Raw genomic sequence first — 14,111 nt, forward strand, 5'->3', positions numbered from 1 at the left:
TCAGTCGGCCTGGCTGCGAAGGTGGTCGAGTACGACGGCGTCGATCCGCTCCGGCCCCAGCCAACGCTCCTCGAGATTCTCGTGCCCGAAGTAGGCGAACAGTGCTGCCTCGAATCCCTGTCCGGTGTCCAGGCCGCGCTGCACGAGCATTGTGAGCAGCTCGGCCTGGAGTCCGGCGTCGACAGTCAGGGCCGAGGCAGGATCGGCTCGCTGGAACAGGAAATCATGGAGTCCGTGCAGGCGGCGAAGTTCCGCGATGGGCTCCTGATGATCATCGACCCGTAGATCGAGCATCCTGTCGTGGTTCCCGCCATAGCCTCCGCCCTCCTTCACCACGAGCAGCGCGGCGGACTGTTGGCCGCGCTGGTCGCCGCCCGCCTGTTGTGCCTGCTCCAGCGCGTCGATCAGCCGAGCAGCGAGGGGCGCGTCCGGCCTCGCGAGGAATCCCGCAGCCAGGCCCTCGACCACGGCCCTGCCGGCCAGGATGTTGCCCTGCGCAGCAAAGCCCTCGCCGAGGAGCGACGAGGCGTGGTCGAAGCACTCCCTGCCGGTGAAGGCCACACGACGGCCGTCCGCGGACACCATGCCGAACTGCCGCTGCTCGCGCAGCGGGTCGTTCTGCAGGAGGCGTTCGACGCAGTCCTCCGGGGCGACGCCCCGCTCCAGGAGGTCGAGGCCGCGGGAACCGATGGTCACGTCGACGAAGGCCTGGCTCGCAACCGCGCCGACGCCGGCGCGCGCGTACGGCACCACAGCACCGACGGCCAGGAATTTCGACTGGACGGCCACTCCGAGTTCTCCGGTCCGCGCATCGACGGCAACAATGGAAAATGTCATGTCCTACCCTTCTGAGTGATCTGCTGCAGACGTCCCGACCGGCCCGAGGGACCCGCTCGACGCCTGTACCGCAGGGGCGCGGGTCCCTCGGAACACCTACGGGTCCGGTAATGGCACTGTAACGCAGCCTCCGCCACACCACCGATGCGCATGCTGGTGCGGAACACAAACGATTGCGCGACGCGCTCCGTAGTGCTACTTTTTCCCAGGTCGGCCCGGCCGGGCCTCACGCACCGCGAGTCGCTCCTCCCCGTCGCCCGGAACACCCCTGACCGTCATTCACCCGGAAGAACAGTCCCCCATGCCCAGAAATACTGCAGCAACCGGACCTGCCGCCGCGCCATGGCAGCTGGCCGAGAGGCCGTCCCGAAGTACTTACCGCTACGCCATCTTCGCCATGGTCGTCGTCATCACGGTGATCAACTACGTGGATCGCGGCGCCATCTCCTATGCTGCGAACCCGATGATCGAGGAGTACGGCCTCGACAAGATCGCCTGGGGCCAGGTCCTCGGCTACTTCGGGTACGGCTACATGGCTGGAGCCCTGGTGGGCGGCGCGCTGGCAGACCGCAAGGGTCCACGCTGGGTGTGGCTCTGGGCAGTGTCCCTGTGGTCGGTCTTCGAGATAACCATGGCATTCGCCGGCGATATCGGACTGGCATTCTTCGGCGGATCCGCCCTGGCCAAGTTCGCGGTCTTCCGGGTCCTCTTCGGTGCGGCCGAAGGGCCCACGTTCTCCACCATCAATCGCACCATGGCCAACTGGGCAACCGTCAGCGAGAGGGGATTCGCCGCTTCGCTTGGCCTCCTGGGGACTCCCCTGGGCGCACTCCTGGCAGCCCCCATTGCCGTGTTCCTGCTGACGGTCACAGGACAGTGGCGCTGGATGTTCGTCATACTCGGCGTGATCGGCCTGGTGTGGCTCATCTTCTGGCGCAGGATGTTCACGGATCTCCCGGAGGACAACCCGCGGGTCTCCGCTGAGGAACTCGCCCTGATACGCAGTACCGACGACATGCTGGCGAGTGAGAAGAGTCTTTCCACGGAGGAGTCGAAAGTACCGTGGTGGTCCTTCTTCAGGAGCCGCACCCTGGTTCTCAATGCTCTGGGGTATTTCGCCTTCCAATACGTCAATTTCATGATCCTGACGTGGACGCCGAAATACCTCCAGGACGAATTCGGGTTCAATCTCGGTTCGCTCTGGTATCTGGGCATGATCCCGTGGATCGGCGCGTGCTTCACGGTTCTCCTCGGCGGAAAAATATCGGACTGGCTGCGCCGGCGGACCGGCAGCCTCTGGATCGCCCGCAGTGGTTTCGCCGCAGGATCCCTCCTGCTGACTACCCTGTGCTTCTGCCTGATCCCGACGGTGGACAGCGTGGGAATGGTTCTTCTGATCATGGCGATCGGTAATGCGCTCAATTCCCTGCCGAATGCCGTCTACTGGATCGTGATCATCGATACGGCTCCGAGCCGCGCGGGCACCTTCGGCGGCATCAGCCACTTCATCACGAACATCGCCACGATCGTGGCCCCGACCCTCACGGGGTTCCTCGTCGCCATGCACGGCTACAACTCCATGTTCATTGCCACCGCCGTCGCCACCGGGATCGGCATGTTCGCCATGATCTTCGTCAGGCCCGGGATCCGGACGAAGACCGAACAAGCGAGGGCTTCATGACCGGGGGCGCTGCGCTGGGCGGCGTCGGCCCCTTCGGTGGGACGACCATCTCCACGCTTGCGGCGAGGATCCGCTCGCGCGAGACGAGCTCCCTGGAAATCACCGAGGTGGCCCTGGCCGCCGCCCACAAGTACGGTCCGATGCTGAACTGTTTCGTCACCATCGACGATCACGGAGCAACACAGGCGGCGGCCGTAGCCGATGAGGAGCTTGCAGCCGGGCTGGACCGCGGCCCCCTCCACGGCATCCCGGTCGGTATCAAGGACGTGATCGCCACGAACGGACTCCTGACGACCATGGGGTCGCGGCACTTCTCCGACCACGTCCCCACAGCCGACGCCGACGTCGTGACGGCACTGCGCAGTGCCGGTGCCGTGATCCTGGCGAAGACGCAGACCCACGAGTTCGCCTACGGTCCCACGAGTGACCGGTCGGCGTCGGGCCCTGCACGCAACCCGCATCGCCTCGGCCTGATGACCGGCGGGTCGAGCGGCGGGTCGGCAGCCGCAGTGGCGGCGGGGCTCCTGCCCCTGGCGCTGGGGACGGATACCGGAGGTTCCACCCGCGTCCCGGCCGCACTGTGCGGGACCCTCGGCCTGCGTCCGACCGGGCAGTCCCTCAGCAGTCGCGGCGTCTTCCCGCTGTCACCCACCCTGGATGTGGTGGGCCCGCTGGCCGCGACCGCCGAGGACATCGCCATCGCCTGGCGGTCGCTCTCCCCGAGCGGCGGGTTATTTCCCGCAGCGGAAGGCACGGAGGACCCCCGGGGCCTTCCCGCCGCGATCCATGCCGGCGAGCTGCGCTACGCCCTGGTGACGTGCGCCCTGACCGAGCGTGCGTCGGCGGATTCCGCCGACGCGGTCCGGATCGCGGCAGCCGCCCTCACGCGTGACCGTGCACCAGTGCCCACGGTATTCCTCCCGGAAATCGATGCCTGCGCTGACCCGTACCGGGTCATCCAGTCCGCCGAGGCCTACGCCCTCCACCACGAGCGCGTGGAACGTGCCCCGGAGCTCTTCGGCAGTGAGGTCCTCGAACGGCTGCACGAGGCATCCAGGGTCGCGGGCTGGGAGTACGTCCTGGCCCTCGCGGACAAGGAGCGGCTGCGAGCCCGGGTCCTGGTCCGCCTGAGAACAGCCGACGTCCTGCTCATGCCCACCGTACCCGTGAGTGCTCCGGCCATCGACCAGCGGAGCTTTCCGCCGGAGACCCTGTGGAACAGTCCGCGGGAGGCGCTGCTCTCGATGACCTCTGCCTGGAGCGTCCTGGGCTTCCCAGCGCTCAGCGTCCCGGTGCCCGGCACCGGGGACGGGCTGCCCCGCTCCGTCCAGGTCATCGCGAAACCGGATCAGGAGGAACAGCTCTTCATCGTCGCGGCGGCACTGGAGGAGTCCTTCACGGCTCTGTGACGTCAGCACGCGGAGCCGTGGAGGCCCGGATGCCAAGATCCCGATATCACGGAAGGGCGCCGGCCGGATCATGGCACGACGTCGGTGGGCCCCGGCTTCAGGCCCCGAAGCGGGGCGCCCGCTTCTCGCGAAAGGCTTCGAGGCCCTCCCGGTAGTCGTCGGAGGCCGCGAGTACGGCCTGCGCATCGTTCTCGCCGCTGATGGCGTCCCATAATCCGAGACGCTCGTCTCGGATCCTGTTGATGAGCTGCTTCGAGGCCACGTGCGCCTGCCGGGGGCCGTTCGCCGCGCGGGCGGCCTTGCCCCGGGTGAACTCGAGCAGCTCGTCGGCAGGCACAGCCCGGCTGAAGAGACCGCCCGTGACAGCCTCCGTGCCACTCATGAGATCTCCCGTGTAGATGAGGTCCAGGGCCCGGTGCGCGCCGAGACGCTCCATGAACAGCCAGTGCCCGCCCGAGTCCAGCACGAGTCCCAGATTCGCGAAGGGCGAGCCGATCTTCGCGTTCTCCGCCACGTAGACCACATCGGTCGCGATCAGCAGACCGAGTCCGACGCCGAGGCACGCGCCCTGCGCGGCGGCAAAAGTGGGAGCCGGGAAGTCCGCCATCCTTCGCAGCAACGGCGTCAGGGTGGTGTCGAGGAACGCGAAGGCGTCGTCGTTGCCCGGTTCGACCGTGCCGAGATTGCGACCGGCGCAGAAGGCCCGGCCCTCGCCGCGCAGGATCAGCGCCCGCACCGTTCCCTCGCGCACGCCGGCTGCGGCGTCGTCGTACGCCGCCGAGAGATCGTCGAGTGCCTGCGTGTCGACGGCATTGAGCCGGTACGGCGCGTCGAGGACCACCTCGGCAATGCCGTCGGCGATCGTCAGCCGGATCATGCTGTCGCCGGTCTTCTGGCCCCGGGTCTTCTCATCCCGGGTCTTCTCGTCGCCGGTCTTCTCGTCCTGGGGCACGGAGGTGGGTCCTGTTGACATCGGTGTGCTCCTAGGCGTCGTAGTCGACGGACACGGCGTCGCTGGTGGGGTGGGCCTGACAGGTCAGGATGAAGCCGTTCGCCACCTCGTCGGGCTCGAGGGCATAGTTCTCCGCCATCTCCACCGTCCCCTCGACCACCTTGGCGCGGCAGGTTCCGCAGACCCCGCCGGCGCACGCGAAGGGTACGTCCGGACGGACCCGCAGCGCTGCGTTGAGGATCGACTCGCGCGCGTGGGTGGGGCTCTGGACGGAGCCCTTCAGCCCGTCGAGGTTGAAGGAGATCGTGTAGCTCTCACCGCTCTCGTCCGCGACCACTGGGCGGCCGATATTTCCCTCAGGACGGGCGGGCTCCCCGGTGGTGAACAGTTCGAAGCGGATCCTCTCGGCCTCGACGCCGCGCTCGGCCAGGGAGTCGCGGCACAGCTGCACGAGCTCGAACGGTCCGCACAGGAACCACTCGTCCACCTGGTCGGCCGGCAGCACCGATGCCAGCAGCTTCTCCAGTTTCTCGGCGTCGATGCGCCCCGAGAGCAGCGGGGAGATGCGCTGCTCCCTGGACAGGACGTGGTGCACGGCGAACCGGGACGGGTAGCGGTCCTTCAGATCGGCCAGTTCCTCGAGGAACATGACGTCCATCGCCGCCTTGTTCGCGTACACGAGGTCGAAGCGGACATTCGGGCCGGCCGCGAGCATGGACCGGGCGATGGAGATCACCGGCGTGATACCGGATCCGGCCGCGACGGCGACCAGCGAGACGGCCTGGTCCCCCGGCGTCGTGCGCGGAGTGAACTGGCCCAGCGGGCTCATGGCCTCGAGGGTGTCCCCCGGCTTCAGCGACTCGTTGGCCCACGTGGAGAAGACCCCGCCGAGATCCCGCTTCACGGCGACCCGCAGCTCACCCGGCCGGGGATCCGCGCAGATCGAGTAGCTGCGGCGGACCTCCTTCGGTTCGCCGTCGATGTCGAGCGTGGTCCTCAGCGCCACGTACTGACCGGGCAGGTAGTCGTAGGTGCCCTGCAGCTCGACCGGCACATCGAGGGTCACCTCGACGGCGTCGTCGGTCAGGCGGCGGACCTCGCGGACCGTGAGGCTGTGGAAGGCACTCCGCCGCTTGGTGGAGGGGGCGAGGACAACGGCCATCAATGCACCTTGAAGTAGTCGAAGGGTTCCTTGCAGTCGCTGCAGACGTACAGCGCCTTGCAGGACGTGGAGCCGAAGCGAGTCAGCTCGCGTGTGTTCAGGGACGAGCACTGCGGGCACTTGACGCTGAGTCCCACGCGCACGGGACCTGCGGCCGCGGTGCCGGTGGGCGGGGCGATGCCGTACTCCTCGAGCTTCGCCTTGCCGTCGTCGCTCATCCAGTCGGTGGTCCAGGCCGGCGCGAGGACGAGGCGCACGGCGACGTCGTCGTACCCTGCACCTCCCAGCGCGATGGTGACGTCGTCGCGGATGGCGTCCATCGCGGGGCAGCCGGAGTACGTGGGGGTGATGGTCACCTCCACCCGACCTGTCTCGGCCACGTGGGCCGCGCGCAGGATCCCCAGGTCCTCGATGGTGAGCACGGGGATCTCGGGATCGCACACCGTCGCGGCGATGTCCCACACCGCGGCGTCCGTGGGCGTCGAGGGCCGGAGCTGCTCCACGGTCACCACGACGCTCCGGGGTACTCGCGCGCCAGGACCTGCAGCTCCGCGAGGATGTAGCCCAGGTGCTCGCTGTGCAGGCCCTGCCGTCCGCCGCCGATGGCGCCGGGTACGTCGGGCAGCTCCAGATCGGCCTCGTCGAGCACCAGCTTCACCGCCTCGTCGAAGGACGAGCGGAGACTGCTGGGACGCACGGCAATGTCCCCGAGCTCGTTGACGAGCGGGTGATCCGTGAACAGCTCCTCCACATAGGGCCAGGTGAGCTTGAGGCCGGCGATCATCCGACGGCGCGACTCGTCGGTGCCCTGCGCGAGGCGCAGGGTCCACTGGATGCTGTGGTCGCGGTGGTAATCCACTTCCTTGACAGCCTTCGCCGCGATCGCGGCGAGGGTCGGATCGCTGGAGTCCACCAGGCGCGAGTACAGCTCCCACTGGTACAGCGCGACGACGAACTGGCGTGCGATGGTGCGGGCGAAGTCCCCGTTGGGCTGCTCCACGAGATGCACGGAGCGGAACTCGGGCTCGCGGCGGAAGTACGCGAGATCGTCCTCGGTCTTGTCCCAGGCGCGGCCGGCATAGGTGAGGAACGAGCGGGCGTGGCCGATCTGGTCGAGCGCGATGTTCCCGAGGGCCACGTCCTCCTCGAGCTCGGGGGCCCGGGAGATCCACCAGCCCAGGCGCTGCGCCAGGATCAGCGCGTCGTCGCCGAGCCAGAGGGCATACTGGGCGACGGCGTCGGCGGGCTTGGTCTCCAGGAGCGCGATGTCCTCGGGGCGCAGTGCGTTGCCCGGGGTGATGCGCGTGGCGCTGGCGTTGGCCTCGCTCACAGGTGCTTCACTCCCTCGCTCTTCGTGTAGTAGGTGGCGTGACGGTAGTCCTTGCCCTGCGGGGACTCGAAGAACTGGTCCTTCGCATCGGGATCACTGGTGACGATCGACGTCGCCGGCACTACCCACAGGCTCACGCCCTCATTGCGCCGCGTGTACAGATCGCGGGCATTCCTGACGGCCATCTGCGCATCGGGGGCATGCAGCGAACCGGCATGCACGTGGGAGAGTCCGCGCGAGGACCGCACGAACACCTCCCACAGCGGCCAGGCCTCGCGGGGCTCCTGCGGGCCCGACGACGGTGCCTTCGCGCCGTCGTCGCCCGTGGTCGATCCGCCGGTCACCTAAGCCGCCTGCGCGTACTTGGCGGCCTGCTTCTCGGCGTAGGCTGCTGCGGCCTCACGTACCCAGGCGCCGTCCTCGTGGGCCTCGCGCCGACGCTCCATGCGCTGGGCGTTGCAGGGACCGCGTCCGGCGAGGACCTCCTTGAACTCGTTCCAGTCGAGGGGCCCGTGCTCCCAGCGGCCGGTCTCGTCGTTGTAGCGGATCTCCGCATCCGGGAGCTCGAGGCCCAGCACTTTGACCTGCTCCACCATCATGCCCACGAAGCGCGAGCGAAGTTCGTCGTTGGAGAAGCGCTTGATCTTCCACTCCATCGACTTCTGCGAGTTCGGCGAGTCCTCGTCGGGCGGGCCGAACATCATGAGCGAGGGCGCGTACCAGCGGTTCACGGCGTCCTGGGCCATGGCGCGCTGCTCGGGGGTGCCGTTGGCCAGCTCGAGGAGGATCTCGAAGCCCTGCCGCTGGTGGAACGACTCCTCCTTGCAGACACGGACCATCGCGCGGCCGTACGGACCGTAGGAGGCACGGCAGAGGGGCACCTGGTTGCAGATGGCCGCACCGTCCACGAGCCAGCCGATGGCACCGATGTCCGCCCACGTGCGCACGGGGTAGTTGAAGATGCTCGAGTACCGGGCCTTGCCGGCGATGAGGTCCTCGGTCATCTTGTCGCGCGGCGTACCGAGGGTCTCGGCGGCCGAGTAGAGATACAGACCATGGCCCGCCTCGTCCTGGACCTTGGCCATGAGGACGGCCTTGCGCTTGAGGGAGGGAGCCCGCGTGATCCAGTTGGCCTCGGGCTGCATGCCGATGATCTCCGAGTGTGCGTGCTGGGAGATCTGCCGCGTGAGGGCCTTGCGGTAGTCCGCAGGCATCCAGTCGCGTGGCTCGATCCGGGAGTCCTGTGCGATGAGTTCGTTGAAGAGCTGCTCTCCGGCAGTGTCCTCGTCCACGCGGCTACCCGCGTCGATCGCTGTGGTCGTCATGGTGTCTACCTCGTTCGTCTGGACGCCCGGCTTAATTACCGACCGTTCGTTCAGTATAGGGAGTGCTGTTCCGGGCAGTCAATGACAAACCGACCGATCGTTCATGCGAAAATGGCTTCATGACCGCCGTCGGCCCCGTATCCGCACCCACCGCCCGCCGCGGCAGGCCCGGGTACGACCAGCAGTCCGTAGTCGCCGTCGCCGTCACAGCCTTCAACCGCTACGGCTACGAGGCGACGTCCATGGGCATGCTCGCGGAGGAACTGGGCATCAGCAAGTCCGCCATCTACCACCACGTCCCGTCGAAGGGCGACCTGCTGCGGCTGGCGCTCGACCACGCGCTCGGCGGACTCGAGTCGATCCTCGAGGATGAGCGTGCCGGGTCCGGTGCGGCGGACGCGCGCCTCGAGTTCGTGCTGCGCGGCACCATCGGCGTCCTCACCGAGCGCCTGCCGTTCGTGACGCTCCTGCTGCGGCTGCGCGGCAACACGGAGATCGAGCGGGAGGCGCTGGACAGGCGGCGCACGTTCGACCGGGAGGTCGCGGCCCTGGTCGATGCCGCCCGGCAGGAGGGCTCCCTCCGCGGGGACATCGATCCGCGGACCACCACGCGTTTCATCTTCGGGACCATCAACTCCATCGTCGAGTGGTACCGGCCGGGCGGGCCCCTCACCGCGGAGAAGCTGGCCGACGACATCATCCTGATGGTTTTCGACGGCCTGCACTGCCGCTAGCCCCGTTCGGGGGTTTCCTGGGTCGGGTTCTTGGGTCGTTTTCGGGGCCCTGCGCGCTCCTCGTTCCCACCGTTCGGTTTCATCCAGTGGGGTCGGCCATCCCTTCCCCCTGCTCGGCCGCGGCCCGTGGGACCGACCGTCCGGAGCGGCGTCCCTCCCACGTCTGGGCCTCGTCCCGCGGGACCGGGCGTCCGGAGCGGCGTTCCTCCCACTGCTGGGCCTGGGCCAGTGGGACCGACCGTTCCTCCCCACCAACCGCCGTCGACCGATGAGATCAGGGCCACCTGAGGCCCGCAGGGAGTCCTGCGTGCTCCTCGATCCCACCGATCGGCCAAGCCCAATGGGATCGACCGTTCCTCCCCACCAACCGCCGTCGACCGGTGGGATCAGGGCCACCTGAAACCCGCAAGGAGTCCTGCGTGCTCCTCGATCCCACCGATCGGCCAAGCCCAATGGGATCGACCGTTCCTCCCCTCTCGTTCCCGCCGATCGGCGACCTCCAGTGGGGCCAACCGCCTGAAAGGGCGTCCTTCCCACGTCTGGGCCTCGTCCAACGGGATCGACCGTTCCTCCCCACCAACCGCCGTCGACCGGTGGGATCAGGGCCACCTGAGGCCCGCAAGGAGTCCTGCGTGCTCCTCGATCCCACCGATCGGCGACCTCCAGTGGGGTCAACCGCTTCTCTTGCCGCTCGTCGCTCAATGGTGGGACAGGAATGATGTCCACATACTCGGAGCGCTCCAGGACCGTTTCCCCTCTGCAGGACAAGCTTGGAGCATGGATGTCGTCGAGGTGCTGATGAAGCTGGGCGGGGTGGCGCGGACACGCGAGCTCGTCGCCGCCGGAGCGAGCACGACAGCGCTCGCCCGCGCGTGCAATGGAGAGCTGGTCGTCCGCGCCTCGAGGGGTGTCTATGCCCTGCCTGGTGGGAACGGGGACCTACTGGAGGCGCGCTGTGCCGGTGCCGAGCTGTCCTGTATCAGTGCAGCCCAGCAGCGCGGGCTATGGGTGTTGCGACCTCCGACTCTCCTGCACGTCAGCGTCGACCATGGCGGGCTCGTTCCGAGCAGCCGATTACGCGTCCACCGATCCAAACTCCCTCTCTCGACGCTGTCCATCTGCGTCCAGTGCGCCCGCTGCGTCCCGGAACTCGACGCCCTGTGCGTCATCGAGTCGGCCGTCGTGCTTGGGTTGGTCGATCTCGCCGAGTTGAGAACCGTCGCCAAGAGCCGAAGAGCTGGTGCACTCAGGCGCGTGATCGAGTTGATCGATCCCCACTCCCAGTCCATTCTCGAAACTGTCGCTCGGTACCACCTCGTCCGAGCGGGTTTCACCGTGGCATCGCAGGTGCATGTCAGAGGGGTCGGGCGAATCGACCTGTTCGTAGATGGCTTCCTGGGCATCGAGGCGGACGGACGCGAGTTCCACAGTGAACGCCGTGAATTCGAGGAGGACCGGCGCCGCTGGAACCTACTCACCACCAGAGGTGTACCGATCCTTCGTGTGAGTCGTAACCTCCTGGTCAATCAACCGGATCAGTTCATCCGTCTCGTTACTACAGCGCTGGCCTCGCATTCGCCGCAGAGATAGGGCGCCGGACCGAGACTCGCCGCCCAACTCGCGTGCTTCATGCCCACCATCTAATGCCGCGCCGTGGGAGCCAACGGGCCCGATTGCGTGGCAACACGCCTCACCCCGGTGGTCGGAGCCCGTCAGTGGGAACGAGCGGACAACCCCATCAATCACGCTCGAACGGCGGGAACGAGCAGCCCCGATTGCTTGGCCCAAGCATCATTCCCAGTCCTCTGCATCGGGCGATGGGAACGAGCGGCCAACCCCGACAACCACGCCCGAACGGCGGGAACGAGCAGCCCGAAAGATTCAGCAACGCCTCGCTCCCAGTGCGCGGCGGTCCGCAATGGGATCGAGCAGTGCGTCCCTCCCCGTGGTCGGCGTCGAACAGTGGGAACGAGCAGCGCCAATCGCACGGCGTCACGCCTCATTCCCAATGATCGGAGCCCGGCAGTGGGAACGAGCGGACAATCCCACCGATCACGCCCGACAGTGGGCACGAGCACCTCGACGGCGTGCAGCAGTGCGTCCCTCCCCGTGGTCGGCGTTGGGCAGTGGGCACGAGCACCTCGACGGCGTGCAGCAGTGCGTCCCTCCCCGTGGTCGGCGTTGGGCAGTGGGAAGAAGCACCTCGACGGCGTGCAGCAGTGCGTCCCTCCCCGTGGTCGGCGTTGGGCAGTGGGAAGGAGCAGCGCCAATCGCACGGCGTCACGCCTCATTCCCAGTGATCGGAGCCCGGCAGTGGGAACGAGCGGACAATCCCATCAATCACGCCCGAACAGTGGACACGAGCACCCAGAAGGCGTGCACCAACGCGTCCTTCCCAGTGGCCGGCGTCGAACAGTGGGAACGAGCAGCCGATCCCACCGCTCAGCGTCGAACAGTGGGAGCGAACGACGCCGCTCCGACGCCGCCCCACGAACCTCCACGCCACCGCGGGGGCAGCTCCGAGGTGGAGCTATTTCTCCACGAGGGTCAGGACGTCATAGGTGGCCACGATCTCGTCGTCCTGATTGTGCAGCACCGCGTCCCAGGCCACTTCGCCGTACTCGTCCGTCTCGCGCGGGGTGATGCGCTTGGCGGTCAGGGTCACGCGGATGGAGTCGCCGGCCGCAACCGGCGTGATGAAGCGCAGATTCTCCAGACCGTAGTTCGCCAGAACCGGCCCGGGCTCCGGGTCCACGAACAATCCGGCACCCCAGGACAGCAGGAGGTAACCGTGCGCCACGATCCCCGGGAAGAACGGATTGGCCGCAGCGGCCTCCTCGTTCGTGTGGGCGTAGAACGTGTCGCCGGTGGTCTGGGCGAAGGCACTGATGTCCTCGAGGCTCACCCGGCGCAGCTCGGACCGGACGGCATCGCCGATGCGCAGGGTGGCGAGATCCTTGCGGAACGGATGGCCGTCGTCGAACCGGCGATCGGCCCCCGTGTGCCACTCCCCCGTGATGCTCGTGAGCATGTTCGGCGAGCCCTGCACCGCGGTGCGCTGCATGTGGTGCAGCACCGAGCGCATGCCGCCGAGTTCCTCGCCACCGCCGGCCCTCCCGGGCCCGCCGTGCACGAGGTGGGGCACGGGCGAGCCGTGGCCGGTGGAGGTGCGGGCGTCCTCGCGGTTGAGGATCAGCACGCGCCCGTGGTGCGCGGCGATACCCAGCACGAGTTCCTGGGCGACGGCGGGATCGTTGGTGCAGACCGTCGCCACGAGAGATCCCGAGCCGAGCGCCGCGAGCCGGATGGCGTGCGGCAGATCCTCGTAGCCGATCACCGACGCGACGGGACCGAAAGCCTCGACCGAGTGCAGCGCCCCGGCCTCGACGTCGTCCCAGGTGAGCAGCATCGGCCCCATGAACGCGCCGTCCGGTGCCTTGCCGGAGGTGTTGTCGGCGAGCACGACGTCGGGCGCATCGAGCGAGCCGAAGGCCACGGACGCTCCGCCGGCGAGGAGTTCACGCACGGAGTCCTGGACACCCTCGAGCTGCGCCAAAGATGCGAGCGCACCCATGGTGACGCCCTCGGCACGGGGATCTCCGAGCGTGACGCGCGAACGGATGCGCTCCCCGGCGGCGCGGACGACGTCGTCGACCAGCGCCTCGGGCACGATGGACCGGCGGATCCCGGTGCACTTCTGGCCGGCCTTGACCGTGACCTCCGTGACGAGTGACTTCACGAACGCGTCGAACTCGGGCGTACCGGGGAGAGCATCGGGGCCGAGGATCGCCGCATTCAGGGAGTCCGTCTCGCAGGTGAAGCGCACACCGCCCTGCGCGACGGCCGGGTGCGACTTGAGCGTATTGGCGGTCGATGCGGACCCTGTGAAGGCAGCGAGATCGCGGTAGTCGAGGTGATCGAGGATGTCGCGGGCCGGGCCGGAGATGAGCTGCAGCGCTCCGGTGGGCAGGATGGCCGTGCCGATCATCAGCTTCACCACGGCAGCGGTGAGGAAACCCGTGGGGGTCGCTGGCTTGACGATGGTCGGCACACCGGCAAGGAACGCGGGCGCGAACTTCTCGAGCATGCCCCAGACCGGGAAGTTGAAGGCGTTGATCTGCACGGCGACGCCGGGGATCCGCGTGTGGATGTGGGTGCCGAGGAACGAGCCGTCCTTGGAGAGCACCTCCGCCGGACCGTCGACGATCACATGGGAGTTCGGCAGTTCGCGGCGTCCCTTCGACCCGAAGGTGAACAGCACACCAATGCCGCCGTCGATGTCGACCATCGAGTCGGTCCTCGTGGCCCCGGTCTTCGCCGAGAGCTCGTACAGAGGGTCGCGCTGGGCGTTGAGGAACTGTGCCAGCTCCTTCAGCTTGAGGGCGCGCTCATGGAAGGTCATCCGGCCCAGCTCGGTCTGCCCCGTGGTCCGCGCGAAGCGGACGGCGGCGGCGGTGTCGATGCCCGCGGTGCTGACGATCGCGAGCTCCTCACCGGTGCTGGCGTCGCGGACCACGGTGCCGTCGTCGTCCGCGGCAGACCGATCGGGCGTCCACCACGCGTCCTCGAGGAAACTGGGGACGACGTCGATCTGTACTCGCTCCGGGGCGGTGGTCATGATCCGCTCACCTTTCACTGGTTCTGTCGGGATGCGTCCGGGAGGGCCGGACCGCGGGTGTCG

The 14,111-nt window shown here is 67.9% G+C and carries 12 protein-coding genes; 4 read left to right on the forward strand and 8 right to left on the reverse strand.

The window, feature by feature from the left end:
• Entirely contained in the window at nt 1-837 is an 837-nt protein-coding gene (locus FQ377_RS01560) for a DUF1028 domain-containing protein (RefSeq protein ID WP_148599484.1), read from the reverse strand.
• A gap of 301 nt (nt 838-1,138) precedes the next feature.
• Here FQ377_RS01560 and FQ377_RS01565 point away from each other — a divergent pair, with 301 nt between their 5' ends.
• Both FQ377_RS01565 and FQ377_RS01570 read left to right on the forward strand, forming a co-directional pair.
• Nucleotides 1,139-2,518, forward strand: a complete 1,380-nt coding sequence (locus FQ377_RS01565) for an MFS transporter (protein WP_222861819.1) — start codon at nt 1,139-1,141, stop codon at nt 2,516-2,518.
• Nucleotides 2,515-3,927 carry an amidase gene (locus FQ377_RS01570; protein WP_148599485.1) on the forward strand — a complete coding sequence of 471 codons (1,413 nt, stop codon included), beginning with the start codon at nt 2,515-2,517 and terminating at the stop codon, nt 3,925-3,927. The genes FQ377_RS01565 and FQ377_RS01570 overlap by 4 nt, the downstream gene beginning before the upstream one ends.
• A 97-nt stretch (nt 3,928-4,024) precedes the next feature.
• Here the strand turns inward: FQ377_RS01570 and FQ377_RS01575 are convergent, their stop codons facing one another.
• The 6 genes from FQ377_RS01575 to paaA all read right to left on the reverse strand — a co-directional run bounded on the left by FQ377_RS01575 (nt 4,025) and on the right by paaA (nt 8,696).
• Nucleotides 4,025-4,804: an enoyl-CoA hydratase/isomerase family protein gene (locus FQ377_RS01575; protein WP_148600040.1), complete on the reverse strand. Its 780-nt coding sequence runs from the start codon at nt 4,802-4,804 to the stop codon at nt 4,025-4,027.
• Between the two features lie 106 nt (nt 4,805-4,910).
• On the reverse strand, nt 4,911-6,041 hold the full coding sequence (gene paaE / locus FQ377_RS01580) for a 1,2-phenylacetyl-CoA epoxidase subunit PaaE (protein WP_148599486.1): 1,131 nt from the start codon (nt 6,039-6,041) through the stop codon (nt 4,911-4,913).
• On the reverse strand, nt 6,041-6,550 hold the full coding sequence (gene paaD / locus FQ377_RS01585; protein WP_395858452.1) for a 1,2-phenylacetyl-CoA epoxidase subunit PaaD: 510 nt from the start codon (nt 6,548-6,550) through the stop codon (nt 6,041-6,043). The genes paaE and paaD overlap by 1 nt, the downstream gene beginning before the upstream one ends.
• Nucleotides 6,547-7,371, reverse strand: coding sequence for a 1,2-phenylacetyl-CoA epoxidase subunit PaaC (gene paaC / locus FQ377_RS01590; RefSeq protein WP_148599488.1), 825 nt, complete (start codon nt 7,369-7,371; stop codon nt 6,547-6,549). The genes paaD and paaC overlap by 4 nt, the downstream gene beginning before the upstream one ends.
• The gene (gene paaB / locus FQ377_RS14780) at nt 7,368-7,715 is read right to left on the reverse strand and encodes a 1,2-phenylacetyl-CoA epoxidase subunit PaaB (RefSeq protein WP_187393218.1); all 348 of its coding nucleotides are present in this window, start codon (nt 7,713-7,715) and stop codon (nt 7,368-7,370) included. Before paaB ends, paaC begins: the two co-directional genes overlap by 4 nt.
• Nucleotides 7,716-8,696, reverse strand: coding sequence for a 1,2-phenylacetyl-CoA epoxidase subunit PaaA (paaA, locus tag FQ377_RS01595; RefSeq protein WP_187393219.1), 981 nt, complete (start codon nt 8,694-8,696; stop codon nt 7,716-7,718). It lies immediately after the preceding gene.
• Between the two features lie 119 nt (nt 8,697-8,815).
• Here paaA and FQ377_RS01600 point away from each other — a divergent pair, with 119 nt between their 5' ends.
• Nucleotides 8,816-9,430: a TetR/AcrR family transcriptional regulator gene (locus FQ377_RS01600; RefSeq protein ID WP_148599489.1), complete on the forward strand. Its 615-nt coding sequence runs from the start codon at nt 8,816-8,818 to the stop codon at nt 9,428-9,430.
• Between the two features lie 777 nt (nt 9,431-10,207).
• Nucleotides 10,208-11,020 carry a type IV toxin-antitoxin system AbiEi family antitoxin domain-containing protein gene (locus FQ377_RS01605; RefSeq protein ID WP_148599490.1) on the forward strand — a complete coding sequence of 271 codons (813 nt, stop codon included), beginning with the start codon at nt 10,208-10,210 and terminating at the stop codon, nt 11,018-11,020.
• A gap of 940 nt (nt 11,021-11,960) precedes the next feature.
• On the opposite strand, the gene paaZ is transcribed toward FQ377_RS01605, so the two are convergent.
• Nucleotides 11,961-14,048: a phenylacetic acid degradation bifunctional protein PaaZ gene (paaZ, locus tag FQ377_RS01610; protein ID WP_148599491.1), complete on the reverse strand. Its 2,088-nt coding sequence runs from the start codon at nt 14,046-14,048 to the stop codon at nt 11,961-11,963.
• Nucleotides 14,049-14,111: the final 63 nt, after the last annotated feature.

It is taken from the genome of Arthrobacter echini (assembly GCF_008107445.1).
In the GTDB taxonomy this organism is placed as follows: domain Bacteria; phylum Actinomycetota; class Actinomycetes; order Actinomycetales; family Micrococcaceae; genus Arthrobacter_D; species Arthrobacter_D echini_A.

Bases quoted from the DNA above. Each gene is read 5' to 3' on its own strand.
- FQ377_RS01600 (WP_148599489.1), top strand. From the start codon at position 8,816: ATGACCGCCGTCGGCCCCGTATCCGCACCCACCGCCCGCCGCGGCAGG.
- FQ377_RS01570 (WP_148599485.1), top strand. From the start codon at position 2,515: ATGACCGGGGGCGCTGCGCTGGGCGGCGTCGGCCCCTTCGGTGGGACG.
- paaA (WP_187393219.1), bottom strand. From the start codon at position 8,696: ATGACGACCACAGCGATCGACGCGGGTAGCCGCGTGGACGAGGACACT.
- paaZ (WP_148599491.1), bottom strand. From the start codon at position 14,048: ATGACCACCGCCCCGGAGCGAGTACAGATCGACGTCGTCCCCAGTTTC.
- FQ377_RS01560 (WP_148599484.1), bottom strand. From the start codon at position 837: ATGACATTTTCCATTGTTGCCGTCGATGCGCGGACCGGAGAACTCGGA.
- FQ377_RS01565 (WP_222861819.1), top strand. From the start codon at position 1,139: ATGCCCAGAAATACTGCAGCAACCGGACCTGCCGCCGCGCCATGGCAG.
- FQ377_RS01605 (WP_148599490.1), top strand. From the start codon at position 10,208: ATGGATGTCGTCGAGGTGCTGATGAAGCTGGGCGGGGTGGCGCGGACA.
- paaE (WP_148599486.1), bottom strand. From the start codon at position 6,041: ATGGCCGTTGTCCTCGCCCCCTCCACCAAGCGGCGGAGTGCCTTCCAC.
- FQ377_RS01575 (WP_148600040.1), bottom strand. From the start codon at position 4,804: ATGATCCGGCTGACGATCGCCGACGGCATTGCCGAGGTGGTCCTCGAC.